The sequence below is a fragment of the Streptomyces cyaneofuscatus genome, assembly GCF_042718795.1.
In the GTDB taxonomy this organism is placed as follows: Bacteria; Actinomycetota; Actinomycetes; order Streptomycetales; family Streptomycetaceae; genus Streptomyces; species Streptomyces cyaneofuscatus_A.
Genome location: NZ_JBHXOX010000022.1, coordinates 53,438 through 77,078, shown reverse-complemented (window position 1 = coordinate 77,078; position 23,641 = coordinate 53,438). Strand labels below are relative to the sequence as shown.

Genomic DNA, 23,641 nt, shown 5'->3' with positions numbered 1-23,641 from the left:
CCCGAAGCCCCGCCATCGACCCGGTGGTGGGGCTTCATGCTGCGCGCGGCCCACGGCACCGCGAACGTCTTGTGAACGCTCTGCGCCAAAGTCCCGTTTCGTTCCGTTACGGAATAAGGATTGGTCTTGACCAAGGGGGTACGCCACCCTAAGGTCACCTTAAGACAGGAACCTTTAATAAATAGCGTCGCGGAAAAGCCGCTGGGCGATTGCGGAGGACTTGGTGGGGACCACGCAGCTGGAATCGGTGCAGGAGCCGAAGTACTGGCACCTCAAGACCGTGCTCAGTGAGGCACTCGACTCGGACTTCGCGGTGGGTGAGATCCTGCCCAACGAGCGGGACCTCGCGGCACGGTTCGGCGTCGCGCGCGCCACGCTCCGACAGGCTCTGGAGCAGCTCGAACTCGAAGGCAGACTGCAGCGCCGCCGCGGCGTCGGCACGACCGTCGCCCCGCCGCGCGTGGGCGTCGCCGTCTCCACCGCCCAGCACGAGTGGACGGGTGGTGCGGCCGGCGAGGCGTGGCAGCCCGTCGACTGCGCGAGCGAGGCCGCACCCAGCGCCGTGGCCGCCATGCTCGGCACCGGAAGCGAGCCCGTGCACGTGGTGCGCCGCATCCGCGACACCCACGGGCAGTCGGTGGCGGCCGAGCTTCTCTACGTGCCCGCCTCCTCGGTGCCCGACCTCTCCGCGATCGACGCACCGTCCGGCACCGTGCGCGCCCGGGCCGTCCTGCGCGAGCTGCACCGGCTGGGCCTGGAGGGGCAGGACCGCTCCGTCGAGCTCGGCTCGGCGCGCGCGGACGACGCCAAGGAGCTCGACCGGCTCCCCGGCGCACCCGTCCTCGTGGTCACCACCCGGTACCTCGCCGCGGGCGGTACGGCCGCGGTGTCCATCGCCACCTACCGGGCGGACACCTGCCGGCTCACCTTCGGGGACTCCGGCGCGCTGGAGATCAGCCACGACGAGCAGCAGGAGCGCCAGGCTTCCTGACGCCTCCCCGTACGCCTTCCGTACGCTGTTCAGGCCGGCGTCCGCGAGCGCGCGCCACCTCATGGCGGCCCCCGGGAAACCGGCCGGGCCGCCATCGTCGTATCTCCCGCTCGCACCTCCGCGATCAGCGGCGGGCCGTCACCGCGCCCTCCACGGCGAACAACTGCTCCTCGACGTGGTCCAGCGCCAGCCGCAGGGCCCCCGTCGCGACCGCGGCCTCACCGAGCAACGACAACGTCACCCGTGGCGGGCGCAGACAGTAGCGGGCCAGCTCCGCGCGGAGCGGCTCCAGCACCCCGTCCAGGCCGGCGGCCCAGCCCCCGACCACCACCAGCTCCGGGTCGAGCGCCAGCGCCAGGGCCGCCACATCGTGCACGAGCCGTTGGAGGAACCGCTCGACCGCCGCCTGCGCCTCCGTGTCGCCCTGCCGCGCCTTGGCGAACACCATCGCCACCGCCTGCTCGTCCAGCGGCTCCAGCGGGGTGCCCGTGGTCGACAGCAGATGCTCCGGAGTCACGTCCCGGCCCAGCAGGTGCAGCGCGCCGATCTCCCCGGCCGCCCCGCCGAACCCCCGGTGCAGCCGCCCGCCGATCAGCGAACCGGCCCCCGGACTCAGCCCCGCCAGGACGAAGACGATGTCGTCGGACTCGGTGGCCGCACCCTTCCAGTGCTCGGCGACAGCGGCGGCATTGGCATCGTTCTCGACGAGGACCGGACAACGGAACGAACGCCGCAGCCGCTCCCCGAGCGCGAGCCCCGTCCACCCCGGCAGCGCCGTGCCCAGCCGAACGGTCCCATCGGCCTCCACGATGCCGGGGCTGCCCACGCCGACGGCCCGCAGACTGCTCCGGGCCACCCCCGTGCGGCGCAGCAGGTCCGCGATCACGGCCCTCACCTGGTCGAGCCGCTCGTCCGCACCGGCTGTCTCCGACACCATGCGGGAACCCGCCCCGCTCACCCGGCCGTCGAGCCCCGACAGCAGCGCCGAAACCCGGTGCGGGCCGATCTCGACGCCCAGCAGATGTCCGGCCTCGGCACGGAAGCGGAACCGGCGGGCAGGCCGTCCCTGGCGCCGCGCCTCACTCTCGTCGGGCAGGGCCTCGACCACCAGACCGGCCTCGAACAGCCCCTCGACCACACCTTCGACCGTCGGACGGGAGAGCCCCGTGATCCGGGTCAGGTCCGTCAGCGTCGGCGAACCGGCCCCCCTCAGGGCGTGCAGTACCACCGCTGAATTGATCCGCCGCAGCAGCGACGGATCTCCCCCGGTCAGCCGGCTCACGGTGTGTCCTCCCAGCTCGTGCGCATGTCTGCCGGATCGTACTCGCTGCTCGCAGGCCCGGCGAGCAGCTCCGCAAGCCGGTATCGAGCCGCAACCTGCGTCAGCTCGGAGCGACGAAACCGGACTCGTACGCCGCGATGACCGCGTGCGTACGGTTCGGGGTACCCAACTTCGCGGGAATCGCACGGACATGAGGCCCGGCCGTCCCGAAGCCGGCGGACGGCCCGGCGACGACCTCCGCGTACGACGGGCTCCGGGCCGCCAACCGGAGCAGGCGCACGGCTTGCAGGTCTCCGCTTGCACGGTCTCCGCCAGGGGGTGCGCGAGGCCGGGGGCAGGGCATCGCCTGTCGGTGCCGGACGGTTTACTGACTGTATGACGACCGCACACCATCTCCGCCTCATCGACGGGATGTGCACCGGGGACTTCCCCCAGGAGCGCACCCCGTCGGTCTCGGGAGTCAGCGGACCCGGCTATCACACGGCGTTCCTGCGCACCGGCCATGAACCATGGGACGACGACGAACCGGCAGGACCGGAGCACCGGGCCTCCTGCCTGGCGGAGCACGACGCACTGCTCACGCTCCTCACCGCCCGCTGGGGCGAACCCCGGATGATGAGCCTGTGGAGCGCCCAGGAGCGGATGCTGGCGGGCGAAGTGATACCGGAGCCCTGGGCGGACCCGGTGGCCGGATGCGAGTTCGTCCGGCTGTGGCAGGTCGAGGAGCGGTGGGTCGCGATCGGGCTGGTCCTGGAGGAGGAGGGGCCGGGCTGCGAGGTGACGGTGCTGGTGACGGTCATCGACCCGCCCTGATCCGGACCGAAGGGGCCGGCGGTCGGTGAAGACGTCAGCGGGGAGAGTGTGGGTGAGGGCGTCAGCCGGGAGGGTCTCGGTGAAGGCGTCAGCCGGGGGAGTTCGGTGCTGATGCCGCGACGGCCTCACGGAGGCGGGCGTACTCCTCGGCCATCGTGTCGATCGTCCAATGGGCGTTGAGGCCGCTGGGGTTGGGCAGAGCCCACACCTGGGCGCCGCCGATCGTGCGCTCCTGCCGGCCGATCCGTGCGCGGGGCTCGCCGAAGGCCGTGCGGTAGGCGGTGATGCCGACGACCGCGAGCCACGCCGGCGCGAGCCGCTCGACCCTCCCGGTCAGCGCCGCCCCGCCCGCCCGGAACTCCTCCGCCCCGAGCTCGTCCGCGCGAGCCGTCGCCCGGGCCACCACATTGGTGATGCCGAGGCCGAGGGGCAGAAGTTCGGACTGTTCCTCGGGCAGCAGTCGCCGGGGTGTGAACCCCGAACGGTGGAGGACCGGCCAGAACCGGTTGCCGGGGTGGGCGAAGTGATGGCCCGTGGCAGCGGTCATCAAGCTCGGATTGATCCCGCAGAAAAGCACGCGCAGTCCGCCCGCGGCCACATCGGGGACGATGCGGTCGCGGGCGGCGATCAGCTCTTCGGGGGTCATGCGGTGCGGGTGGTGCCGGTCAGAGGATCGAGCCGGGGGCGTAGGCCGCGGCCTGGGGGTGCTGCTTGGTGATCTCCTCGATCCGGGACACCAGAACCGTCACCTGGTCACCCGCCGCGCCCGTGAACGAGAGCTTGTCCGCCATCAGGGCGTCCAACTCCGCCCGGTCCAGCGGAATGCGCTCGTCGGCGGCCAGCTTGTCGAGCAGCTCGTTGCGCTCGGCACCCTGCTCCCGCATCGCCAGCGCGGAGGCGACCGCGTTCTCCTTGATCGCCTCGTGGGCCACCTCGCGGCCCACCCCGGCCCGCACGGCGCCCATGAGGACCTTGGTCGTCGCCAGGAAGGGGAGGTAGCGGTCCAGTTCACGCGCCACGACCGCGGGGAACGCGCCGAACTCGTCCAGCACCGTCAGGAAGGTCTCCAGCAGACCGTCGAACGCGAAGAACGCGTCGGGCAGCGCCACCCGGCGGACCACGGAGCAGGACACGTCGCCCTCGTTCCACTGGTCACCCGCCAGCTCGCCCGTCATCGAGGCGTAACCCCGCAGGATCACCATCAGGCCGTTGACCCGCTCGCAGGAGCGCGTGTTCATCTTGTGCGGCATCGCCGACGAGCCGACCTGGCCGGGCTTGAAGCCCTCGGTCACCAGCTCGTGGCCGGCCATGAGCCGGATCGTCTTCGCCACCGACGAGGGCGCCGCGGCGAGCTGCACCAGAGCCGTCACCACGTCGTAGTCGAGGGAGCGGGGGTAGACCTGGCCGACCGAGGTGAACGCCTCGGCGAAACCGAGGTGCCCGGCGATGCGCTGTTCCAGGTCCGCGAGCTTGTCCGCGTCACCGCCCAGGAGGTCCAGCATGTCCTGCGCCGTACCGACCGGGCCCTTGATCCCGCGCAGCGGGTAACGGGAGAGAAGGTCCTCCAGCCGGCCGTAGGCCACCAGCAGCTCGTCGGCCGCCGTCGCGAACCGCTTGCCGAGCGTCGTCGCCTGCGCGGCGACGTTGTGCGAACGGCCGGCGATCACGAGTTCGCGGTACTCCGCCGCGAGCTTGCCGAGCCGGGCCAGCACGGCCACGGTGCGGTCGCGCATCAGCTCCAGCGAGAGTCGGATCTGCAGCTGCTCGACGTTCTCCGTCAGATCCCGGGAGGTCATGCCCTTGTGGACCTGCTCATGACCCGCGAGAGCGTTGAACTCCTCGATCCGGGCCTTCACGTCATGCCGGGTGATCTTCTCGCGCTCGGCGATCGAGGCCAGATCGACCTGGTCGAGGACACGCTCGTAATCGGCCAGCGCTTCGTCCGGCACCTCGATCCCGAGGTCCTTCTGAGCGCGCAGCACCGCCAGCCACAGCTGACGCTCCAGCTTCACCTTCTGCTCGGGGGACCAGAGGACGGCCAGCTCCGTGGAGGCGTAGCGGCCGGCCAGGACATTGGGGATGCGAGGCTTCGCAGACACAGCAGTCACGTAAAGGGATTCTACTGTCGGTTTCTGCAGGCCAGCGCCGCGGGCCTCTTTGTGGCTTGCTACGAGAACCGGATACGAGGACCGGATACGAAGGCCGGTTACGAGAACCGGTTACGAAGGCCGGTTACGAGAACCGGTTACGAAGACCCGGGCGCCGGGCCTTCCTCGGAGGGGAACCGGTGCCAGCCCGTCACCGGGCCCGGGGTCTCGGCGTCCGCGGGCGTGATCCAGAAGCCCGAGGTCGTTCCCGGGTCGAACTGGGCGCCCCACCGGCCGTCGCCGGAGGACCGGCCGGTGAGCCGGCGGCCGATCCAGGGACCCAGGTGGCGGCGCGCGAAGCGGATGTCGTCGGCCCGCCGGTTCGCCCAGCGCGGTGGCAGGGAGACGGGGACCGGGGCCTGCCAGTCGAGCTCGGGCGGGAGCCCCAGCGTCTGCCAGACCGCCTCCGCCACCCGCCGGTGCCCGTCGGCCGCGAGGTGCAGCCGGTCGGCGTCCCACATGCGCGGGTCGCTGAGCGAGGGCGCGGAGTAGAGGTCGACCACCGCGGCTCCGTGCCGGCCGGCCAGGTCGTCGATCAGGGCGAACAGCGCCTCCATCCGAGGACGGAACCGGTCGAACACCGGGCCGTTGCGCCCCGGGCTGCGCATCAGCACGAGTTGCTTGCAGGACGGGGCCAGCCGCTCCACGGCCTCTTCCAGCCGCCCCCTGACCATGCCCATGTCGCACTTCGGGCGCAACGTGTCGTTCAGCCCGCCGACGAGGGTCACCACATCGGCCTGCATCGCCGCCGCCGCGCCCACCTGCTCGTCGACGATCTGGCTGATGAGCTTTCCGCGTACGGCGAGGTTGGCGTACCGGAATCCGGGGGACCGGGACGCGAGCCGGGAGGCCAGGACATCGGCCCAGCCCCGGTAGGTGCCGTCGGGGAGTAGGTCCGACATGCCCTCGGTGAAGGAGTCGCCGACCGCGACGAGACTGGTGTAGGAGGCATTCAATTCCATGGCCCGGTGATTCTATCGCGTACGGCTCCCGTACCGTCCGGCCGGTACGGGAGCCGTCACATAGCGGGAACGGGAGCCCTCACGTCCCAGGTGCGGGAGTCGGTACGGGAGCCGCCACCCGGCCGTTCAGCGGGACTGCGTCCTGCCGACCAGTTCGCGCAGCACGTCCTCCAGCGTGACCATGCCGACCAGCCGGTCACCGTCGTCCAGGACCGCCGCGAGATGGGTCCGGCTGCGCCGCAGCGCGGTCAGCACGTCGTCCAGCGGGGTCGACGCGCGGACCCGGGCGATCGGCCGCAGAGCGGTCACCGGGAACGGCGCGTCCCGGGGCGTGGCGTCCAGGGCGTCCTTCACATGGAGGTAGCCCAGGATGCGGCCCTCCCCGTCCATCACCGGGAAGCGGGAGAACCCGGACACGTGCGAGAGCCGCTCCAGGTCCTCGGGGGTGGTGCCGACCCGGGTGTACAGCACCCGGTCCACCGGCATGACCACATCCTGCACCGGACGCCGGCCCAGCTCCAGGGCGTGGTGCAGCCGCTCCGCCGAGCGGTCGTCGACCAGCCCCGCGTCCCCGGCGTCCTTCACCAGCCGGGCCAGTTCGTCGTCCGAGAACGTCGCGGAGACCTCGTCCTTCGTCTCCACCCGCAGGAGCTTGAGCAGGGCGTTGGCGAAGGCGTTGATCGCGAAGATCACCGGACGCAGCGCACGGGCCACCGCGACCAGCGGCGGACCCAGGAGCAGCGCGCTGCGCGCCGGTTCGGCCAGCGCGATGTTCTTCGGCACCATCTCGCCCAGCAGCATGTGCAGATACGTCGCCACGCTCAGCGCGATCGCGAAGGAGAGCGGGTGCACCAGCCCGTGCGGCACCCCCACCGCGTCGAAGACCGGCTCCAGCAGATGGGCGATGGCGGGCTCGGCCACGATGCCCAGTACCAGGGTGCAGAGCGTGATGCCGAGCTGGGCGGCGGCCAGCAGCGCCGACACATGCTCAAGCCCCCAGATGACGCTGCGGGCCCGCCGGTCGCCGGCTTCGGCCTGGGGCTCGATCTGGCTGCGGCGCACCGAGATCAGCGCGAACTCGGCGCCCACGAAGAAGGCGTTGGCCACCAGGGTCAGCAGGCCGATGAAGAGCTGAAGGACGATCACCGGCCCTCCTCCTCGCTCTGCTCCTCGGAACCGGGCGCCGGCGCGTGCAGCAGTGCTCGCGCGGCCCGTCGCCCCGTGGCGTCCACCACGTCGATCCGCCACCCCGCCAGCTCGACGGTGTCGTCGGCCGTCGGGATCCGTCCGAGCTCGGCGGCGATCAGCCCGGCCAGCGTCTCGTAGGGCCCGTCGGGCACCCGCAGCCCGATCCGGCTCAGCTGGTCGGTACGGGCCGCGCCGTCGGCCGACCACAGGGTGCGGCCGTCGGCGTCCTCACCGGCCGCCGCCAGGTCGGGCGTCTCGTGCGGGTCGTGCTCGTCGCGGACCTCGCCGACGACCTCCTCCACGATGTCCTCCAGCGTCACCACCCCTGCCGTACCGCCGTACTCGTCGATCACCACCGCCATGGCGAGCTTGCCGGAGAGCTGGTCCAGCAGCCGGTCGACGGTGAGCGTCTCCGGTACGAGGAGGGGTTCACGCAGCATCTCCGAGACCCGCTTACGGGGGCGTTCGTCGGCCGGGACCGCCAGCACGTCCTTGATGTGGGCCACGCCGACCACGGTGTCCAGGCTGCCCTGGTAGACGGGGAAGCGGGAGAGGCCGGTGGCCCGGGTCGCGTTGGCCACGTCCTCGGCCGTCGCCCGCACCTCCAGCGCGGTCACCTGGACCCGAGGGGTCATCACGTTCTCCGCGGTCAGTTCCGCCAGATTCAGCGTACGTACGAAGAGCTCGGCGGTGTCCGCCTCCAGCGCCCCCTCCTTCGCGGAGTGCCGCGCCAGCGCGACCAGCTCCTGCGGGCTGCGGGCGGAGGCCAGCTCCTCGGTCGGCTCCAGGCCGAAGCGTCGCACGATCCGGTTCGCCGTGTTGTTGAGGTGGCTGATGAAGGGCCGGAACACGGCGGTGAACGCCCGCTGCGGGGTGGCGACCGCCCTGGCCACGGAGAGCGGCGAGGAGATCGCCCAGTTCTTCGGCACCAGCTCGCCGACCACCATCAGGACCACCGTGGACAGCGCCGTACCGATGACGAGGGCCAGCGTGGACGCCGCGGCGGGAGGCAGCCCGGCGGCCTCCACCGGGCTGCGGATCAGCTTGGCGATCGACGGCTCGGAGAGCATGCCGATCACCAGATTGGTGACGGTGATCCCGAGCTGCGCGCCCGAGAGCTGGAAGGTCAGGCCGCGTACGGCCTTCAGGGCGCTCGACGCACCCCGGTCACCCCGCTCGACGGCCCGCTCCAGCTCGCCGCGCTCCACCGTGGTCAGCGAGAACTCCGCCGCGACGAAGGCGCCGCACGCGACACAGAGCAGCAGGGCGACGAGCAGTAGAAGCACTTCGGTCATCGGTTCACCTCCGTCCCATGATCGGGCAGGGGCGGACGGACCGCGCGGTGTCGGCGGATGCGGCTACGGGGTGGCTCGCCCATGGTCGGACGCTCACACCTTTCGGCAGGGGGTGACGGGAAGGGCATGTCATCGTAGGCGTCTGCCCACCGGCGCCGTGTCCTACCGGGTCAGTCCGCGAGTGGCTTCACCCAGCGGCTCCACTGCGGCTGCGGCCCGTACCCCGCCGCCCGCCAGGTGTGGTGCGCCAGGTCGTTGCGGTCCAGCACCATCGCGTCGGAGCGGCGTCCGCCGAGGGCCGCGAACCGCTCCTCCGCCGCCGCGAGCAGCGCGCCGCCCACACCCCGGCGGCGCTGCTCCGGATGGACCGCGAGCCGGTAGAGATGGCAGCGCCAGCCGTCGAAGCCCGCGATCACCGTGCCCACCAGCGTTCCGTCCCGCTCCGCGAGGATCAAGGCGTCCGGGTCCCGTTCCACCAGACGTGCGATCCCGTCGCCGTCGTCGCTGATGCTGGTGCCCTCCGCGGACACCTTCCAGAACGCGAGCACCCGGTCCAGATCGGCCGCGGTCGCGGACCGTATCGAAAGATCGTCCATGGCGGCCATCCCACCACCCGCCGGACGCGGAAGTCGATTGCTTTCCGGGTCTCCTCCTGCCCGCCTCCTCTTGGTCGGTCTTCACCGAGGAGTTCGGCCCGGAACGTGAGGGCCCGGAACGCGAGGGCCCGGAACGCGAGGCCCCGCGGCGTGAAGGCCTCCGGCGTGAAGGCACCCGTTGAATCTGCGGATCGACCTCTCCTGGCTGCTCATGGTCGCCGAGCACAAGACGCCCGGTGACCCGCAGGTCGTCGACTGGGGCGCGCTCGTCGCCGCGGTCGCCCGCCACGAGGCGGAGATCTTCGGCAGCGCCGTCTACAGCGACCCGCACACGCGGGCGGCCGCCCTGGTGCAACTGCTGCTGCATGTGCCCGCGCTCGAACACTCCAACGCGATGTTCGCCTCGGCCGTCGCGTACGGCTATCTGGTCGCCTCCGGGCTGAAGGTCATCACCTCGCCCGAGCAGGTGCGCGATCCGGCCCTCCTGGTCAAGCAGGGCAAGGCGGACGTGCGCGCCATCGCGGACGAGCTGCGCCAGTGGAGCGTGTGAGGCGCGCTCAGTTCGAAGGCGGCTCGGTGAACGGCTTACGGGCCACGCCCAGAACGCAGGGCGACGAGGGGGACTGCATGCCCTTCTCCGGGATCCGCAGCCTCCTGTACGTCCCCAGCTCGAAGCCCGCCGCCTCGATCGCGCCCAGCGGATCCCGCGCCGTGTGACAGCCGCCGAAGAGGAGCGGCCACACCGTCCGGTCCGCCGTGCGCTGCGCGGCCGCCAGGGCCTTGCCCGGTGCCAGCCCGTGTTCGAAGAACCGCAGTTCACCGCCCGGACGCAGGACCCGCCTGATCTCGGCGAGCGCCTTCGGCAGGTCTCGTACGGTGCACAGCACCAGCGAGGCCACCGCCGCGTCGAAGGCCTCGCTCTTGACCGGCAACGCCTCGGCCGCCCCCGGCACCACGTCCACCGGCACCTCGGCGCGCAGCCCGGAACGGACGGCGAGCTGCCGCAGTGAGCGCTCGGGCTCCAGCGCCACGACCTCCGCGACGGCCCCCGGGTAGTGGGCGAAGTTCAGCCCGTTGCCCGCACCGATCTCGATGACGCGGCCGGAGAGTCCCGCCAGCAACTCCTCGCGGTACGCGGCGACGCCGCCCTTGAGGTCGGCCGTCACACTCATCCGGGCGTAGTAGCGGGCGAAGACCGGGTGGTGCACGGCGTCCCGTAGGAGCTTCCTGCGGCGCAGCTGCATGACGGACCTCCGGGAGGGAGAGGAGGACGGTACGGTACGGCTCTCCTCACCGATTCTCCCCCGTACGGACCGGTTCAGGCATGTCCGTACGGCGCCGAGGCGCCCCTGCGGGGGGCCTCACAGCGACGGCACGGTCCACGTCCCCCCGAGCTCCGGCGCCAGCCAACCGCCCGCCCCTGCCGCGAAGTCGGCGCCCGCCAGCGCCCCCGCCCCGGTCGGCACGGCCCCCAGCAGCGGGGCGCCGGCCGCCACCGGCAGGTCCTCGATGTTGCACCGGGAGGCCAGATCGGGCCGGTCCGGCATGCTGCCCACCACAACGCCCCGGCACTCCAGCCCACGCGCCCGCAGCGCCTCGGCCGTCAGCGCGGTGGCGTTCAGCGTGCCCAGGCCCGCGGGCGCCACCACCAGCACCGGGGCGGACAGCAGCCGGGCGGCGTCCGCGAGCGTGCCGCCCTCGTCGTCGAACCGGACGAGGAGCCCGCCCGCGCCCTCCACCAGCACCAGGTCGTACTCGGCGGCCAGCTTCTCCGCCGCCTCGGCCACCTCATGCGGGCGCACCGGAGCCATTCCCGCCCGCCGCGCCGCCGTGGCCGGGGCCAACGGCTCGGGGAACCGGGCGAGTTCGACCGGCGTCACATGGGCGCCCGCCAGCCGCGCCACCTCCGCCGCGTCCCCCGGCTCCCCGGGCGCGAGCCCGGTCTGCGCGGGCTTCAGCACCGCGACCCGGCGCCCCCGCGCGGCGGCAGCCACCGCAGCGGTCACCACGGTCTTGCCGATCTCCGTGCCCGTACCGGTCACTACGAGAATCGTCATGTCAGCCCTCCCGAACCAGGTCCCACGAGCACAACAGCCATCTCCGCCCTCCCGTACCAGGTCCCACCAGCACAACAGCCATCTCAGCCCTCCAGAGCCGCGGCACACACGGCCCGGCAGATCCGTCGCACGTCGTCGTCCCCGGTGACGTACGGTGGCATCGTGTAGACGAGATCGCGGAACGGCCGCAGCCACACACCCTCGCGCACGGCCGCCCGGGTCGCCGCAGCCATGTCCACCTCGTGGTCGAGCTGGACGACCCCGATCGCCCCCAGGACACGTACGTCCACGACCCCCGGGAGGTCCGACGCGGGCGCCAGGCCGGAGCGCAGCCCCGCGCCGATCCGCGCGACCTCGCCCTCCCAGTCCTGGCCGAGCAGCAGGTCCACCGAGGCCGAGGCGATCGAGGCGGCCAGCGGGTTGCCCATGAACGTCGGGCCGTGCGCCAGCACCGGCACATCGCCGCGCAAGATCCCCTCGGCCACCCGCGATGTGCACAGCGTCGCCGCCATCGTGAGATAACCGCCGGTCAGCGCCTTGCCGACACACATGACGTCCGGCGAGACACCGGCGTGCCCGGCGGCGAACAGCTTGCCCGTCCGCCCGAAGCCGGTCGCGATCTCGTCGAACACCAGCAGGACGTCCGACTCGTCGCACGCCTCCCGCAGCACCCGCAGGTAGGCGGGGGAGTGGAACCGCATCCCGCCCGCTCCCTGCACCACCGGCTCCACGATGACCGCCGCCACCTCGTCGGCGTGCGCGGCGATCAGCTCCCGCAGCCGGGTCACGTAGGCCGGGTCCGGCTCCGCGTCGAATCCGTCCGGCGGGGCGTCGGCGAAGACCTGCCGGGGCAGGGCGCCCGACCACAGCTCGTGCATCCCGCCGTCCGGGTCGCAGACCGACATCGGCTGCCAGGTGTCGCCGTGGTAGCCGCCACGCCAGGTCAGCAGCCGCCGCTTCTCCGGGCGCCCGGCCGAACGCCAGTACTGCAGACACATCTTGACCGCGACCTCGACGGACACGGACCCCGAGTCGGCGAGGAAGACGTGCTGGAGCGGCTCAGGGGTGATCTCCACCAGCCGGGTCGCCAGCCGGACGGCGGGCTCATGGGTGAGCCCGCCGAACATCACATGGCTCATCCGGTCCAGTTGGCCGCGCGCGGCCTCGTTGAGGACCGGGTGGTTGTAGCCGTGCACCGCCGACCACCAGGACGACATGCCGTCCACCAACTCCCGCTGCCCCTCGACGGGTTCGGCGAGCCGGAGCCGTACGCCGGAGGCCGACTCCACGATCAGCGGCTCCTGCCGGCCGGGCATCGGACCGTAGGGGTGCCAGACGTGCGCGCGGTCCAGCGCCCGCAGTTCGTCGGGTGCGTACGGCTTCGGCTCGGCGGGCCCGCCGCGTTCGGGGTCGTACGGCTCAGGCATTGGGCGCGAGATCCGTCCCCGCACCACGCCGGCGGACCGCGACCAGATCCGTACGCGCGGCGCCGACCGTCTCCGTACCCGGGGCCGGAACGCTCTCCTCGCCACCGGCGACGGCCGCATGACCGCCGCACGGCCCGCAGCCACCACCGCCACTGTGCGAACCACAGCCCGCACCTTCCGAGGCGGACGCGTCGTGCGAACCGCAACCGCCCCCGCTCAGCGCGTCGGCCCGGTGGCGAGGCAGCGTCGTCGTGCTCTGGCCCTCCACCTCGAAGCCGGCGTCCCCGATCATGTCCAGGTCGGCCTGGCCCGCCTGGCCCTCGCTGGTCAGGTAGTCACCGAGGAAGATCGAGTTCACCAGGTGCAGCGCCAGTGGCTGCATCGAGCGCAGATGGACCTCGCGCCCGCCCGCGAGCCGGACCTCCACGTCCGGGCAGACGAAGCGGACCATGGCGAGGATCCGCAGGCAGCGCTGCGGGGTGAGGTTCCACTCCTTCGCCAGGGGCGTGCCCTCGAACGGGATCAGGAAGTTGACCGGCACCGAGTCCGGGTCCAGGTCGCGCAGCGCGAAGACGACGTCGACCAGGTCCTTGTCGCTCTCGCCCATCCCGGCGATCAGCCCGGAACACGCCGAGAGCCCGGCCGCCTGGGCCTGCTGCACGGTCTCCACCCGGTCCGCGTAGGTGTGGGTGGTGGTGATCGCCCCGTACGTCTCCTCGGACGTGTTGAGGTTGTGGTTGTACGCGTCGGCGCCCGCCGAACGCAGCCGGTCGGCCTGTCCGTCGGAGAGCAGACCGAGACAGGCGCAGACCTCGACGCCCTCGTTCTGCTCCTTGATGGCCTCGATGGTCTTGGTGACCCGGTCGACATCCCGGTCCGTCGGGCCGCGTCCGCTCGCCACCAGGCAGACCCGCTTGGCCCCGCCCGCGACCCCGGCGGCCGCCGCCTTGGACGCCTCGTCCGGCTTCAGCCAGGTGTACTTGAGGATCCCGGCCTTGGAGCCGAGCCGCTGCGAGCAGTACGAGCAGTCCTCGGGGCAGAGCCCGGACTTCAGGTTGACCAGGTAGTTGAGTTTGACGCGCCGCCCGAACCACTGGCGGCGTACCTTGCCGGCCGCGGCCACCACGTCGAGCAGGTCGTCGTCGGAGGTCGCCAGCACGGCGAGCGCTTCTTCGCGGGTCGGCAGTTCGCGCCGCAGCCCCTTGTCCACCAGCGTGTTCAGCAGGTCCATGAAAGATGATCCTGGCTTACGGCACCGCCTCCAGCCAAGGAGGAACCAGACAGGAGACGCGGGTGAGGGTGTGTGTATTGCCACACCCTGACCTGCTGCGCCCCCCGCTAGGGTCTGTGAGCTGCCTACAAAGGGGACCGTCCTATGTCCTTCGCCCGGCCCTCCGCTCGACCCTCCTCCCCGCCCTCCTCCCCGTTCGACTGGATCGACGACGAGGCCCGCCGCCGGGCCGCCGCCGGACTGGTCCGGTCCCTGCGCCCGAGGAGTCCGGAAGCCGAGCTCCTCGACCTCGCGAGCAACGACTACCTGGGCCTCACCCGGCACCCGGAGGTCACCGCCGCCGCTGCTGCCGCCGCCCACCGCTGGGGCGCGGGCGCGACAGGATCCCGGCTGGTCACCGGCACCACCGCGCTGCACACCGAACTCGAACGGGAACTCGCCGACTTCTGCGGCTTCGAGGCGGCCCTCGTCCTCTCCTCCGGCTACGCGGCCAATCTGGCGGCGCTCACGGCACTGAGCGGGCGCGGTTCGCTCATCGTCTCCGACGCCGGCAACCACGCCTCGATCGTGGACGGCTGCCGGCTCTCCCGAGCGGAGACCGCCGTCGTCCCGCACGCCGATCCGGACGCGGTCGCCAAGGCGCTCCAGGCCCACGACGGGCGGGCGCTCGCGGTCACCGACTCCGTCTTCTCGGTCGACGGGGACGCGGCACCCCTGTCCGCCCTGGCCCAGGTCTGCCGCGCCGCGAACGCCGCGCTCGTCGTGGACGACGCCCACGGCCTCGGCGTGCTCGGCGACGGCGGACGCGGCGCACTCGCGGCGGCCGGTCTCGCGGGCGGCGAGGGAGTGGTCGCCACCCTCACCCTCTCCAAGTCCCTGGGCAGCCAGGGCGGCGCGGTCCTCGGACCGGCCCGGGTCATCGACCACCTGGTCAACACGGCCCGGACGTTCATCTTCGACACCGGCCTCGCCCCGGCCGCGACGGGCGGAGCGCTGGGCGCCCTCCGGCTGCTGCGCCGGGAACCGGAACGGGCGGCCAGGGCCCGGGAGGTCGCCACCACCCTGTACGGACGGCTCACCGCCGCCGGGCTGACGGCGGTCCGCCCGGACGCGGCGGTCGTCTCCGTACGGGCACCTTCCGCCGACGCGGCGGTGCGGTGGGCGGCGGACTGCCGGGCGGCCGGCGTGGCCGTCGGGTGCTTCCGGCCGCCGTCGGTGCCGGACGGCATCTCCCGGCTGCGGCTGACCGCGCGGGCGGACCTCACCGAGGAGCAGATCGCGGGAGCGGTGGCCACAGTCGTCGCCACCGCTCCCCGGGAGGCCCTGACTCCGCTCAGCTGACCTGGTGCCCGTCCAGTCCGGCGACGAACGTGGTCCAGGCCGTCGCGGAGAAGCGCAGCGGCGGCCGGTCCACCTCCTTGGAGTCGCGTACGGCGAGGAGCGCGCCGCCGGAGCCCGGGCCGCCGAGCCGCGCGGTCTCCACGCAGTTGTTCATTCCGGTGGAGCGGCTGCTGCGGTGCCAGCGGAGCGGTGGCTCGGCGGCGGCGGCCGGTGACGTGGGCGGAACGAGACGGTCGGACATGGTGCCCCCCTCGGGCAGAGTCGGACGTCCTGTCGGTTCAGCGGATCATCGTGCTAGCGCAAGCCGCAGCGGATCGCGTCGACGAGGTCCAGCGATCCGTCCGGCGTCAGTGCGTGTGCCTGCAGGGTGCGGAAGGCCGAGCCGTACGCCTCAAGGTCTTCTCTCCGCTCCAGATAGAGGCTACTCGTCAAGTGGTCGAGAACGACCACATCCAGATCAGAAATGTTCGGAAAGGAGAAGATGACGAAAGGAGAAGTGAGCCCGACGTACCCGCCGACCGAGAACGGCAGCAACTGAAGTTGTACGTGGGGGAGTTGAGCTACCTGGGTCAGATGGTCGAGCTGGTCCCGCATCACCTCGGTCCCGCCCACCCTCCGGTGCAGCACCGCCTCGTCCAGCACGGCGGTGAATCGCAGCGGCGGCCTCGCGCGCAGCACCCGCTGACGGGTCAGCCGCACCTCGACCAGCGAGTCGAGATGGTTCGCAGGCAAGCCGTCGAGCGAGGCGCGGGTCACCGCCCGCGCGTAGCCGGCCGTCTGGAGGAGGCCCGGCACCACCGAGGTCTCCAGGGTCCGCACCGTATCGGCCTGGGACTCCAGGCTGATGAAGTCGCGGTACTGGGGCGGGATCAGCCCGCGATACGCGTGCCACCACCCCGCGCCTCCGCCGCCCGCCGATCCCGCCAGCACTTCGAGCAGAGCGCGCAACTGCGCGTCGCGCACCGCGTACAGGTCGAGCAGACGCGTCACATCGTCGGGCGTGACCCCACTGGCGCCGGTCTCGATACGGCTCACCTTCGACTGGTGCCAGCCGAGCAGGTGCGCCGCGTCCCGGCTGGTCAGTCCGGAGCCGTGCCGCAGGTTCCGTAACTCCTCGCCGAGCTTCCGTCGTCGGACGACGGGGCCGTGCTGCATCCAGGTCTCCTCGCGCTGTGCGGTACGGAACGGGACGGGTCCGACACGCACCGCAAGGGTCGGGCCCGCAGAGGGGTCAGTGTGCCCTTCGTCCGGGTGGTACGAGACCCGAATTCACCGCTTCGAGCGACAGATATATGCATATCTTGGTCGAACGTCGTTACAGCGAGCTTCAACAGTGGCAGTCTGGCGCGAAGCACAATCCCGGCCGACCGCGGGTCGGCCGGGGCGCGAAAGGGACGGCGTCGCCATGGCAGACCATCAGGAAGCAACCGTCACCCTGCCGAGCGATCCGGTCTCGGTCTCCTCGGCCCGCAGATTCGTGGCCAGGACCTTGGCCGAATGGGGCCTCTCCGAGGACACGGAGCTGGCCGACACCATTCGGCTGATCATCTCCGAACTGGCCACCAACTCCGTTCAGCACACCTTCGGCCAGTCGCCCACCTTCACGGTCGATCTGCGCCTGGAACGCGACGAGGAACTGCGCCTCGGGGTGACGGACAGTCACCCCCGGTGGCCCCAGCGGTTGCCCGCCGCCGTACGGCAGGACAACGGGCGCGGCATGGTGATCATCCGGGCGCTTGCCAAGGAGTACGGGGGACGGCTCACGGTCGTCCCGACGGCCGAGGGCGGCAAGACGGTCTGGATCGCGCTGCCCTGGGCGGTGCCGGTCCAGGGCTGACGGCCGCGGTGCGGAGAACCGCGGCCAGCTCATGCCACGACTCATGCCACGGCTCAGGCCCCCGGGCTTCAGGGTGCCGCCGCCCGTCCGAACCCGCTCCGCAGCAGGGCGAGCAGCGTCGCCGCCGCGGCGGTGGCCCGGTCGCCGCGGTGCACCACGGAGATCGTCCGGCGGAACTCCGCGGGCTCCAGCCGCCGGACGGCCAGCGGCGTGGCCGACAGCGACGCGACCATCTCCGGCACCACCGCCACGCCGAGCCCCGCGCTGACCAGCGCGCACACCAGCGCGTAGCCGGGCGACTCGCACACCACCGCCGGGGTGGCGCCCGCCGCCGCCAGCGCGCTCTCCACCCCGCGCCGGGGCGGATGGGCCGGAGCGCTGCTGATCAGCGGCCGGCCCGCGAGCTCGGCGACCGGCAGCCGGCCGGACCCTTCGGAGAGCCGGTGCCCGACCGCGGTCGCCAGCACCAGCTCCTCCACCAGCAGGGGCTCCACGGTGACGCCCGGCGGCGGCGGGTCGGCCACCGCCGGTTCGTAGGTGTGGGTCAGCGCCAGGTCCACCTCGCCCGCGGTGACCGCCGTGATGCCGCCCGGCGGCTCGTACTCCGTGACGGCCAGGTCGACGTCCGGATGGGCCCGCCGGAACGCGCTCAGGACCGGCGGCAGCAGATGGACCCCGGCCGTCGTGAACGTCCCGACCCGCAGCCGGCCGCCCGACAGCCCGGCCAACTGCGCCAGCTCGTGCCGCGCCTGGTCCAGCTCGTCCAGGACCCGCCGGGCCCGCCCCGCGAGCAGCTCACCGGCGGCCGTCAGCCGCGCCCCGCGATGGTGGCGCACCAGCAGTGCCGCCCCGGCCTCCCGCTCCAGCTTGGCGAGCTGCTGGGAGAGCGCGGGTGCGGTGTAGCCCAGGTGGGCGGCGGCCCGCGTGATCGATCCGGTCTCGGCGACCGCCACCAGGGCGGCGAGCCGCGTCGGGTCGTACATGAAGCGTTCCTTTAGGCAGACCCAGAAGATTGCAAGTACACGCTAAAGGCTCCGCCGGTCCAGTCTTGACCCATGGACGCACAACTGATCGCCTTCACCGGGGTCGCCGCCGGCATGGTCGCGCTGCCCGGCGCCGATTTCACCGTCGTCGTACGCAACGCCCTGGCCTCGCGCACCGCCGGTCTGGCCACCGCCCTCGGCGTCGCCGGGGGACTGCTCGTCCACACCGCGCTCGCCGTGGCGGGGCTCGCCGCGGTGCTGGTGACGATGCCCGTCCTCTTCCGCACGGTCCAACTGCTGGGTGGCGCGTACGTGCTCTACCTCGGGATCAGCGCCCTGTACGCGATCCGGCGCCGGGTCTCCGAGGAGGGCCGTGCGCCGGACCAGGCACCGGGGCCGGAGGGGGCATGGGGGCCGAAGGGTCCCGAGGGGCTCGGGCGCGCGCTGCGTCAGGGGTTCCTCACCAACGCGCTCAACCCGAAGGCGCCGGTCCTCTTCCTCAGCCTGCTGCCGCAGTTCGTCCCGGACGGGCAGCCGCCGCTGCCCAGGACCCTCCTGCTCGCCGCCCTCGTGGTCGCCCTCGCCCTCGTCTGGTTCTCGGCCCTCGCCCTGCTCGTGGACCGGCTGGGGCGGTGGCTGCGCCGGCCGCGTACCGCCCGGGCGATCGAGGGCGGCAGCGGCGTGGCGCTCACCGGGCTGGGACTGGCGCTGGTGACCGGGCCCCTCCTGCGCTGAGATGCGCCGAGGGGCCCGTGCCGTCCGCAGTCCGAGCCGCAGGCACGCAGCGCGCCCGGCCGCAAGGGAAGAGCGTCCGGCAGGTGGGTCAGCGGACCCGTCCGTACCAGACGCTCTTGGACCAGATTTTCGCCTTGCGCACCACATCCCCGGATTTGGGGGAGTGCCAGATCTTCCCGCCCCCGGCGTAGATGCCCACGTGGTAGACGCTGCGGCCGGAATGGAAGAAGACCAGGTCGCCGGGTTTCCGCTTCGACGAGGAGATCCGGCTGGTCTTGTTGTACTGCTGCTGCGCTGTGCGGGGAAGCTTCTTCCCGGCCTTCTTGAACGAGTAGACAGTCAGCCCCGAGCAGTCGAACCGGCTGGGACCCGAGGCACCGTACTTGTAAGGAGCCCCCTTCTTCGACGCGGCGATCTTGAGCGCCTTCTTCGAATGGGTGGCGGCCTCGGCATCGTCGACCAGGCCTGGCGCCAGCATCGAGGACGTCACGGCCAGGGTGAGTACGGAAGCCGTACCGACCCGGGCGAACAGAGACGGGACATGAACCTGCGCAGACATGCGCAACCCTTCGTCAGCCGCCTGTGAAGGATGACCTGTCGGGTTCGGGCTGGCGAAGTTGCCCGGCCGCTTGACGCGGCTTCACCCCGAGGGCTTCCCGGTCTCCCGGTCGGCCCGTAATGCTCGGGTCCTCCACTCCTGCCGATCCACTCCTTGTCGACCAGTCATCCGGGAAGCGGCAGGACTCGGCGTCCACCCGGACCGCCCCGCCGCGGTGGCGGGGGCTTGTCGTCCCAGGGATCTTGACTCACCAAGTGCCGGATTTCCGAGCCGAAACAGTGATTTGTGAGTCTCCTCACCACTGATCCATTCAGGTGGACAGGGCGGATTCGCCCCCGCCGACGAGCCGGGCGCACGCCCCCGTACCAGCGACGAAAGGCCGCGTTTCGGGTACGGCTCCCGCATCGAGCGCAAGTTGGGACGTCGCTCGCGCGGGTGATCGCCTACGCCGAACGAGCGAGGGAAATTGATCGCGGCACCGGGCGTGTCGCACAGCAGAGCGACCGGCCCGCTCCCGTCCCTCCCGTCATGCGCTCCCGGCGCGCGGAGCGGCTCAGTTCGGTGTCGGGGCTCAGCTCGACGGCCGCTCTCACTTCGAGGGCGGCTCCCACTTCGAGGGCGGCTCCCGCTTCGAGGTCCGGGCTCAGCTCGGGGTCGGCGGCACGGCGACCCGGCCCGCCCGCCGCTCGCCGTCCAGCACCCGCAGGGCCCGCGCGAGCGTCGCCGCGTGGATCTGCCGCTCGTCGCGCTCGTGCATCAGGGCCAGGGCGTCGCGCAGGGCCGCGGCCCGGGAGACCAGGGCCTGCGCGGCCCGCAGCGCGCTGTAGGTGTCGCTGCCGCGCGCCGGGTTGATGCGGCCCACCTGGTCGAGGACCGCCAGGTAGCAGTCGATCAGCTCACCCTCGGCGCGGGTCAGTGCGGGCAGGGGCGGGAACTCCGTGGGTTCCATGAGCGGTTCACCTCACGTCGTGCGGCGGCTGGGAGAGGGTGCGGTTCTCCACGACGTGGTCCACCAGCCCGTAGGCGCGGGCGGCCTCCGCGTCGAGGACGGTGTCGCGCTCGATGTCGGCGGTGACCCGCTCGGCGGTCCGGCCCGTGTGCCGGACCAGCATGTCCGTGAACAACTCGCGGGTGCCCACCAGTTCGCGCGCGTGGATCTCCAGATCGGACGGCCGGCCCCGCAACGGCTCGGCGATCGCGGGTTGCTGAATGACTACCCGCGCACCGGGCAGAGCATGTCGCCGCCCCGGGGCCCCGGCCGCCAGAAGGGCCGTCGGGGCAGCGTAGGTCCCCCCTGAGCTCACGCCCTGTCAAAAAGGTGCAGGACGTACAGAAGAGGGAAGGGCTGACCCGTTTGCGAAATCCAGGAGAGGGGCGGCGGGCGCCTATTCGCAGCCGACCCCGTCACCGTCGCGGTCGAGGTGCCGTCCGTACCCCGGTTCGCCCTCCCTGATGGGATCGGCGCCGGCCGCCCGGACGGCGGTGCAGTTCTGGTAATACGTGGAGCCGCCGCCCGAGTCGTCGGTCTCGTCCTCGTCGTAGGCCGGGTCGGGCGCCTCGGCGACAGACTCGGGCGGGGGAGCGGTGACGGTCACCCGTACCTTCTTGATCTTCGTGACCGTCGGCGCCGGCTCCGGACTGGCCGTCACCGTGACCTTCGCCGTCTCCGTCACGGTGACGGTCACCGTCGGCCCCGGCTCCGCCTTCACCGCCGTCGTCTGCACTGTCTCCGGCTGCTCGCCGGTGGCCCCGATCCCGATGCCGAGCAGGAACAGCACGCCGGCGGCGGGGAGCACGACGCGCTTACGGGCCCAACGCGGCCCGGTGGAAGGGCTCGGCGGCGGGACGGTCACGCCCGGCCCCCAGTCCGCTTGCCGTGACGGGTGCTGCGGGTCGTTCCAGTTCATGTTCCCCCCAAGGAAGTTCGTGGAGGAACGACGCTAGTGAGCCGGGCGCGCTCGCAGGAGGGAGATGTTCCGTTGGTGATGGAGTTGTGATCAAAGCGCGGGGGAGCGATGGCCGCAGGTCGATCGGAGGGCGAGCTGTGGGATGCCGCAAGGCTCCATAACGGTTGCGCCTCCAAGGCGGTGAGCGGGTCGTCGTGACGCGCCACGGCAAGCCGCTCGTCGCGCTGGTCTCCGCCGCCGACCTGGAACGGCTCGAAGAGCTCGACGGAGAGGGGGCCGAGGCCGAGGAGCAGGTGATCAGGTCGGTCTCATCGGTCCGCTCCGCCGACCCGGCGGCCCCCGGCGGTCGCCAGCGGTTCGGGATCGCCGCCGAGTACCGCGGTCAGGGCGACCCGGGCGCCTGACGCCCGCGCCCCCCGCCTCGCGTGACCCGTGGGCAGCCCCCGCACCCTCAGCCGGCCGGCGCCGTTTCCCGCGCGACCGGTGCCGGCTCGGCCTGCTCGGCCGGTCCGCCCGCCGCGGCCCCCGCACCCCGCCGCCCCGCGACCAGCACCGCAGCCAGGCCGAGCGCCGACCAGAGTGCGAGCGTCAGGGCGGGGCCGCCCGCCGCGCTGCCGTCGAAGAACGCGACCGAGCGCAGCAGTGAGCCGCCCGCGCCCGGCGGCAGCCACTGGCCGATCGTGCCGACCGGTTCGGGGAGCAGGTGTGGGGCGCTGGTGACCCCGGAGAAGGAGTTGCCCAGCAGGATCATCAGCAGGGCGGCGACGCCGAGCCCGCGTGGGCCCAGCAGGGCGGACAGCCCCGCCACCGCCGAGCCGATCGCCAGGACCGTCAGGCCGAGCACCCCGGCCTCCGTCCACCAGTCGCCCGTGATCACGCCGAGCCAGCTGTGCGTCACGGCCGCGGCGGCGAGGCCCACGAGTGCCGCCGCCCCCGTCAGCGTCAGCGCCGCCCGCGCGCCGCGCAGCCCCAGCATGGTGACGGCCGCTCCGGCGCCCATCCCCGCCAGGGCCAGCGGCAGCACGCTCGCGCCGAGCGCGCTGCCGCGCGGGTCCCCGGAGGGCGCGGCCACCACATCGGTGACCCGGACCTGGGCGCCCTCCGGTGCCGCCGCCGTCACCGCCTCACGCAGCAGCTGGGCGACGACGGGACTCGCGGCCGTCGCGGTGAGCACGTGCGGGCCCTCCGGTCCGGCGACGACGGCTCCGTATACGACCCGGTCCTCGATCGCCTCCCGCGCCGCGGCCTCGTCGTCGAAGCGGTGCACCTCGAAAGCGCCCTCGCGCTGCTCGAACCGCTGCCCCAGTTGATCGGCCGCCGGCGCCGCACCGGCCACACCCACCGGGAGGTCGCGGGGTGCGATCCGGGCGGCGGGCCAGGCGAAGGCCCAGAGGGCGAGCGTCACCACCAGCGGGATCAGCAGGACGACCGCCACCGCGCGGCGGTTGGGTGCAGTGGACATGGGGGGCCTCGTTCCGGGTCATAGCTAAAGAGAAGGATCGTTCGTTTTACGTACGGTTCCACTGTCGGGACGGTGAGCCCGCTTGTCAAGAATGAACGTTCGTTTTAAGTTGAGCCCATGGCTCGTGTATCCCAGGAACACCTCGACGCCCGGCGCCGCCAGATCCTCGACGGAGCCGCCCGCTGCTTCGCCCGCAACGGATTCCACGGCACGTCCATGCAGGACGTCCTCAAGGAGGTGGGCCTCTCCGCCGGCGCGGTCTACCGCTACTTCCCCGGCAAGGAGGACATCATCGCGGCCATCACCGAGGAGACCTTCGCCACGATCCGCGGCGCGTTCGAGGAGGCCAGCCGCATGTCCCCGCCGCCCACCCCCGACGTGCTGCTGAGCCGGGTGCTCGGCCGGGTGCTGGCCGGGGAGGTGCACGGGCTGGAGCGCCGGACCTTCGCCGCCCTCGCCGTACAGCTCTGGTCCGAGACGCTGCGCGACGGGCGACTTGCCGTACAGCTCGACGAGGGTTACGCCACGATGCGGGCCGCATGGACGAAACTGGTCGAGGCCTACCGCGACGCCGGACTCCTGGGCGACGACGTGGCGGCCGACCATGTGGCCCGGACGATGATCGCCGCCGCCCAGGGCTTCATCGTGCAGGAGGCTCTCTTCGGGGACGTCCACCCGGAGGTGCTGGAGAACGGCTTGCGCGGCCTGATGTCCATGGGTCCGCAAAAGGTCAGTTAACGCAATGGAAAAACTTCCGCCCTAACGTGCAATACCTGGTCGCGAGAGCCGGGTTCCCCGTTCAACGAACTGTTGAACGGGGATAGGGTC

At 72.2% G+C, this 23,641-nt stretch carries 26 protein-coding genes, 1 pseudogene and 1 riboswitch; of the genes and pseudogenes, 8 read left to right on the top strand and 19 right to left on the bottom strand.

What is annotated here, in order from left to right:
* Window positions 1-223: 223 nt before the first annotated feature.
* Window positions 224-991 carry a GntR family transcriptional regulator gene (locus ACFWRT_RS24610; RefSeq protein WP_380952474.1) on the top strand — a complete coding sequence of 256 codons (768 nt, stop codon included), beginning with the start codon at window positions 224-226 and terminating at the stop codon, window positions 989-991.
* Between the two features lie 124 nt (window positions 992-1,115).
* Here the strand turns inward: ACFWRT_RS24610 and ACFWRT_RS24605 are convergent, their stop codons facing one another.
* Entirely contained in the window at window positions 1,116-2,273 is a 1,158-nt protein-coding gene (locus ACFWRT_RS24605; protein ID WP_380952475.1) for an ROK family protein, read from the bottom strand.
* Window positions 2,274-2,648: 375 nt separating this feature from the next.
* On the opposite strand from ACFWRT_RS24605, the gene ACFWRT_RS24600 reads away from it, so the two are divergent.
* Complete coding sequence (locus ACFWRT_RS24600) at window positions 2,649-3,086, top strand: hypothetical protein (protein ID WP_380952476.1); 438 nt, start codon at window positions 2,649-2,651, stop codon at window positions 3,084-3,086.
* Between the two features lie 88 nt (window positions 3,087-3,174).
* On the opposite strand, the gene mug is transcribed toward ACFWRT_RS24600, so the two are convergent.
* From mug to ACFWRT_RS24570, 6 genes are all read right to left on the bottom strand, one after another.
* The gene (gene mug / locus ACFWRT_RS24595; RefSeq protein WP_380952477.1) at window positions 3,175-3,732 is read right to left on the bottom strand and encodes a G/U mismatch-specific DNA glycosylase; all 558 of its coding nucleotides are present in this window, start codon (window positions 3,730-3,732) and stop codon (window positions 3,175-3,177) included.
* A gap of 19 nt (window positions 3,733-3,751) precedes the next feature.
* Entirely contained in the window at window positions 3,752-5,194 is a 1,443-nt protein-coding gene (purB, locus tag ACFWRT_RS24590; protein ID WP_026242234.1) for an adenylosuccinate lyase, read from the bottom strand.
* Between the two features lie 137 nt (window positions 5,195-5,331).
* A complete protein-coding gene (locus ACFWRT_RS24585; protein ID WP_380952478.1) occupies window positions 5,332-6,195 on the bottom strand; it encodes an SGNH/GDSL hydrolase family protein in 864 nt (287 codons plus the stop codon).
* Between the two features lie 126 nt (window positions 6,196-6,321).
* Complete coding sequence (locus ACFWRT_RS24580) at window positions 6,322-7,341, bottom strand: hemolysin family protein (RefSeq protein ID WP_380952479.1); 1,020 nt, start codon at window positions 7,339-7,341, stop codon at window positions 6,322-6,324.
* Complete coding sequence (locus ACFWRT_RS24575) at window positions 7,338-8,678, bottom strand: hemolysin family protein (RefSeq protein WP_380952480.1); 1,341 nt, start codon at window positions 8,676-8,678, stop codon at window positions 7,338-7,340. The genes ACFWRT_RS24580 and ACFWRT_RS24575 overlap by 4 nt, the downstream gene beginning before the upstream one ends.
* A 170-nt stretch (window positions 8,679-8,848) precedes the next feature.
* Window positions 8,849-9,283 carry a GNAT family N-acetyltransferase gene (locus tag ACFWRT_RS24570; protein WP_380952482.1) on the bottom strand — a complete coding sequence of 145 codons (435 nt, stop codon included), beginning with the start codon at window positions 9,281-9,283 and terminating at the stop codon, window positions 8,849-8,851.
* A 169-nt stretch (window positions 9,284-9,452) separates the two neighbouring features.
* On the opposite strand from ACFWRT_RS24570, the gene ACFWRT_RS24565 reads away from it, so the two are divergent.
* Complete coding sequence (locus ACFWRT_RS24565; RefSeq protein WP_380952483.1) at window positions 9,453-9,824, top strand: fic family toxin-antitoxin system, toxin component; 372 nt, start codon at window positions 9,453-9,455, stop codon at window positions 9,822-9,824.
* A 7-nt stretch (window positions 9,825-9,831) separates the two neighbouring features.
* Here the strand turns inward: ACFWRT_RS24565 and ACFWRT_RS24560 are convergent, their stop codons facing one another.
* The 4 genes from ACFWRT_RS24560 to bioB all read right to left on the bottom strand — a co-directional run bounded on the left by ACFWRT_RS24560 (window position 9,832) and on the right by bioB (window position 13,989).
* A complete protein-coding gene (locus tag ACFWRT_RS24560; protein ID WP_380952484.1) occupies window positions 9,832-10,518 on the bottom strand; it encodes a class I SAM-dependent methyltransferase in 687 nt (228 codons plus the stop codon).
* A 117-nt stretch (window positions 10,519-10,635) separates the two neighbouring features.
* Window positions 10,636-11,331, bottom strand: a complete 696-nt coding sequence (gene bioD, locus ACFWRT_RS24555; protein ID WP_380952485.1) for a dethiobiotin synthase — start codon at window positions 11,329-11,331, stop codon at window positions 10,636-10,638.
* An 83-nt stretch (window positions 11,332-11,414) separates the two neighbouring features.
* Entirely contained in the window at window positions 11,415-12,758 is a 1,344-nt protein-coding gene (locus ACFWRT_RS24550) for an adenosylmethionine--8-amino-7-oxononanoate transaminase (RefSeq protein ID WP_380952486.1), read from the bottom strand.
* Window positions 12,751-13,989: a biotin synthase BioB gene (bioB, locus tag ACFWRT_RS24545; RefSeq protein WP_380952487.1), complete on the bottom strand. Its 1,239-nt coding sequence runs from the start codon at window positions 13,987-13,989 to the stop codon at window positions 12,751-12,753. The genes ACFWRT_RS24550 and bioB overlap by 8 nt, the downstream gene beginning before the upstream one ends.
* A gap of 144 nt (window positions 13,990-14,133) precedes the next feature.
* Between bioB and ACFWRT_RS24540 the strand changes: the two genes are divergently transcribed.
* Window positions 14,134-15,330, top strand: coding sequence for an 8-amino-7-oxononanoate synthase (locus ACFWRT_RS24540; RefSeq protein ID WP_380952488.1), 1,197 nt, complete (start codon window positions 14,134-14,136; stop codon window positions 15,328-15,330).
* Here the strand turns inward: ACFWRT_RS24540 and ACFWRT_RS24535 are convergent.
* Window positions 15,323-15,571 (bottom strand): DUF397 domain-containing protein, encoded by a 249-nt coding sequence (locus ACFWRT_RS24535; protein WP_380952489.1) that lies wholly within the window; start codon window positions 15,569-15,571, stop codon window positions 15,323-15,325. The two genes, ACFWRT_RS24540 and ACFWRT_RS24535, sit on opposite strands and share 8 nt — an antisense overlap.
* Before the next feature lie 53 nt (window positions 15,572-15,624).
* Window positions 15,625-16,485 carry a helix-turn-helix domain-containing protein gene (locus ACFWRT_RS24530; protein WP_380952528.1) on the bottom strand — a complete coding sequence of 287 codons (861 nt, stop codon included), beginning with the start codon at window positions 16,483-16,485 and terminating at the stop codon, window positions 15,625-15,627.
* 250 nt (window positions 16,486-16,735) lie between these two features.
* Here ACFWRT_RS24530 and ACFWRT_RS24525 point away from each other — a divergent pair, with 250 nt between their 5' ends.
* Window positions 16,736-17,167 (top strand): ATP-binding protein, encoded by a 432-nt coding sequence (locus ACFWRT_RS24525; protein ID WP_030567445.1) that lies wholly within the window; start codon window positions 16,736-16,738, stop codon window positions 17,165-17,167.
* A 68-nt stretch (window positions 17,168-17,235) separates the two neighbouring features.
* Here ACFWRT_RS24525 and ACFWRT_RS24520 read toward each other — a convergent pair whose 3' ends face one another.
* Window positions 17,236-18,150 carry a LysR family transcriptional regulator gene (locus ACFWRT_RS24520; protein ID WP_380952490.1) on the bottom strand — a complete coding sequence of 305 codons (915 nt, stop codon included), beginning with the start codon at window positions 18,148-18,150 and terminating at the stop codon, window positions 17,236-17,238.
* Window positions 18,151-18,222: 72 nt separating this feature from the next.
* Here ACFWRT_RS24520 and ACFWRT_RS24515 point away from each other — a divergent pair, with 72 nt between their 5' ends.
* Complete coding sequence (locus tag ACFWRT_RS24515; RefSeq protein WP_380952491.1) at window positions 18,223-18,885, top strand: LysE family translocator; 663 nt, start codon at window positions 18,223-18,225, stop codon at window positions 18,883-18,885.
* An 88-nt stretch (window positions 18,886-18,973) separates the two neighbouring features.
* Here the strand turns inward: ACFWRT_RS24515 and ACFWRT_RS24510 are convergent, their stop codons facing one another.
* The 4 genes and pseudogenes from ACFWRT_RS24510 to ACFWRT_RS24495 all read right to left on the bottom strand — a co-directional run bounded on the left by ACFWRT_RS24510 (window position 18,974) and on the right by ACFWRT_RS24495 (window position 21,351).
* Window positions 18,974-19,444, bottom strand: a complete 471-nt coding sequence (locus tag ACFWRT_RS24510; RefSeq protein ID WP_380952492.1) for a C40 family peptidase — start codon at window positions 19,442-19,444, stop codon at window positions 18,974-18,976.
* A 3-nt stretch (window positions 19,445-19,447) separates the two neighbouring features.
* Window positions 19,448-19,613, bottom strand: a riboswitch (cyclic di-AMP (ydaO/yuaA leader).
* Between the two features lie 474 nt (window positions 19,614-20,087).
* Window positions 20,088-20,393, bottom strand: coding sequence for a hypothetical protein (locus ACFWRT_RS24505; protein ID WP_380952493.1), 306 nt, complete (start codon window positions 20,391-20,393; stop codon window positions 20,088-20,090).
* Between the two features lie 7 nt (window positions 20,394-20,400).
* Window positions 20,401-20,736: pseudogene (locus ACFWRT_RS24500) on the bottom strand (ATP-dependent Clp protease proteolytic subunit); the annotation flags it as partial.
* 93 nt (window positions 20,737-20,829) lie between these two features.
* A complete protein-coding gene (locus tag ACFWRT_RS24495; protein ID WP_380952494.1) occupies window positions 20,830-21,351 on the bottom strand; it encodes an excalibur calcium-binding domain-containing protein in 522 nt (173 codons plus the stop codon).
* A gap of 164 nt (window positions 21,352-21,515) precedes the next feature.
* Between ACFWRT_RS24495 and ACFWRT_RS24490 the strand changes: the two genes are divergently transcribed.
* Complete coding sequence (locus tag ACFWRT_RS24490; protein WP_380952495.1) at window positions 21,516-21,755, top strand: type II toxin-antitoxin system prevent-host-death family antitoxin; 240 nt, start codon at window positions 21,516-21,518, stop codon at window positions 21,753-21,755.
* A gap of 47 nt (window positions 21,756-21,802) precedes the next feature.
* On the opposite strand, the gene ACFWRT_RS24485 is transcribed toward ACFWRT_RS24490, so the two are convergent.
* Window positions 21,803-22,813 (bottom strand): ABC transporter permease, encoded by a 1,011-nt coding sequence (locus tag ACFWRT_RS24485; RefSeq protein WP_380952496.1) that lies wholly within the window; start codon window positions 22,811-22,813, stop codon window positions 21,803-21,805.
* 117 nt (window positions 22,814-22,930) lie between these two features.
* Between ACFWRT_RS24485 and ACFWRT_RS24480 the strand changes: the two genes are divergently transcribed.
* Window positions 22,931-23,551, top strand: coding sequence for a TetR/AcrR family transcriptional regulator (locus ACFWRT_RS24480; RefSeq protein ID WP_380952497.1), 621 nt, complete (start codon window positions 22,931-22,933; stop codon window positions 23,549-23,551).
* Window positions 23,552-23,641: the final 90 nt, after the last annotated feature.

Excerpts from the sequence above, each read along its gene's own strand:
- ACFWRT_RS24570 (WP_380952482.1), bottom strand. The coding sequence starts at position 9,283 with ATGGCCGCCATGGACGATCTTTCGATACGGTCCGCGACCGCGGCCGAT.
- ACFWRT_RS24485 (WP_380952496.1), bottom strand. The coding sequence starts at position 22,813 with ATGTCCACTGCACCCAACCGCCGCGCGGTGGCGGTCGTCCTGCTGATC.
- ACFWRT_RS24585 (WP_380952478.1), bottom strand. The coding sequence starts at position 6,195 with ATGGAATTGAATGCCTCCTACACCAGTCTCGTCGCGGTCGGCGACTCC.
- bioB (WP_380952487.1), bottom strand. The coding sequence starts at position 13,989 with ATGGACCTGCTGAACACGCTGGTGGACAAGGGGCTGCGGCGCGAACTG.
- ACFWRT_RS24540 (WP_380952488.1), top strand. The coding sequence starts at position 14,134 with ATGTCCTTCGCCCGGCCCTCCGCTCGACCCTCCTCCCCGCCCTCCTCC.
- ACFWRT_RS24525 (WP_030567445.1), top strand. The coding sequence starts at position 16,736 with ATGGCAGACCATCAGGAAGCAACCGTCACCCTGCCGAGCGATCCGGTC.
- ACFWRT_RS24600 (WP_380952476.1), top strand. The coding sequence starts at position 2,649 with ATGACGACCGCACACCATCTCCGCCTCATCGACGGGATGTGCACCGGG.
- ACFWRT_RS24550 (WP_380952486.1), bottom strand. The coding sequence starts at position 12,758 with ATGCCTGAGCCGTACGACCCCGAACGCGGCGGGCCCGCCGAGCCGAAG.
- ACFWRT_RS24535 (WP_380952489.1), bottom strand. The coding sequence starts at position 15,571 with ATGTCCGACCGTCTCGTTCCGCCCACGTCACCGGCCGCCGCCGCCGAG.
- ACFWRT_RS24510 (WP_380952492.1), bottom strand. The coding sequence starts at position 19,444 with ATGTCTGCGCAGGTTCATGTCCCGTCTCTGTTCGCCCGGGTCGGTACG.
- ACFWRT_RS24505 (WP_380952493.1), bottom strand. The coding sequence starts at position 20,393 with ATGGAACCCACGGAGTTCCCGCCCCTGCCCGCACTGACCCGCGCCGAG.
- ACFWRT_RS24515 (WP_380952491.1), top strand. The coding sequence starts at position 18,223 with ATGGACGCACAACTGATCGCCTTCACCGGGGTCGCCGCCGGCATGGTC.
- ACFWRT_RS24530 (WP_380952528.1), bottom strand. The coding sequence starts at position 16,485 with ATGCAGCACGGCCCCGTCGTCCGACGACGGAAGCTCGGCGAGGAGTTA.
- ACFWRT_RS24480 (WP_380952497.1), top strand. The coding sequence starts at position 22,931 with ATGGCTCGTGTATCCCAGGAACACCTCGACGCCCGGCGCCGCCAGATC.
- bioD (WP_380952485.1), bottom strand. The coding sequence starts at position 11,331 with ATGACGATTCTCGTAGTGACCGGTACGGGCACGGAGATCGGCAAGACC.
- ACFWRT_RS24520 (WP_380952490.1), bottom strand. The coding sequence starts at position 18,150 with ATGTACGACCCGACGCGGCTCGCCGCCCTGGTGGCGGTCGCCGAGACC.
- mug (WP_380952477.1), bottom strand. The coding sequence starts at position 3,732 with ATGACCCCCGAAGAGCTGATCGCCGCCCGCGACCGCATCGTCCCCGAT.
- ACFWRT_RS24560 (WP_380952484.1), bottom strand. The coding sequence starts at position 10,518 with ATGCAGCTGCGCCGCAGGAAGCTCCTACGGGACGCCGTGCACCACCCG.
- ACFWRT_RS24495 (WP_380952494.1), bottom strand. The coding sequence starts at position 21,351 with ATGAACTGGAACGACCCGCAGCACCCGTCACGGCAAGCGGACTGGGGG.
- ACFWRT_RS24575 (WP_380952480.1), bottom strand. The coding sequence starts at position 8,678 with ATGACCGAAGTGCTTCTACTGCTCGTCGCCCTGCTGCTCTGTGTCGCG.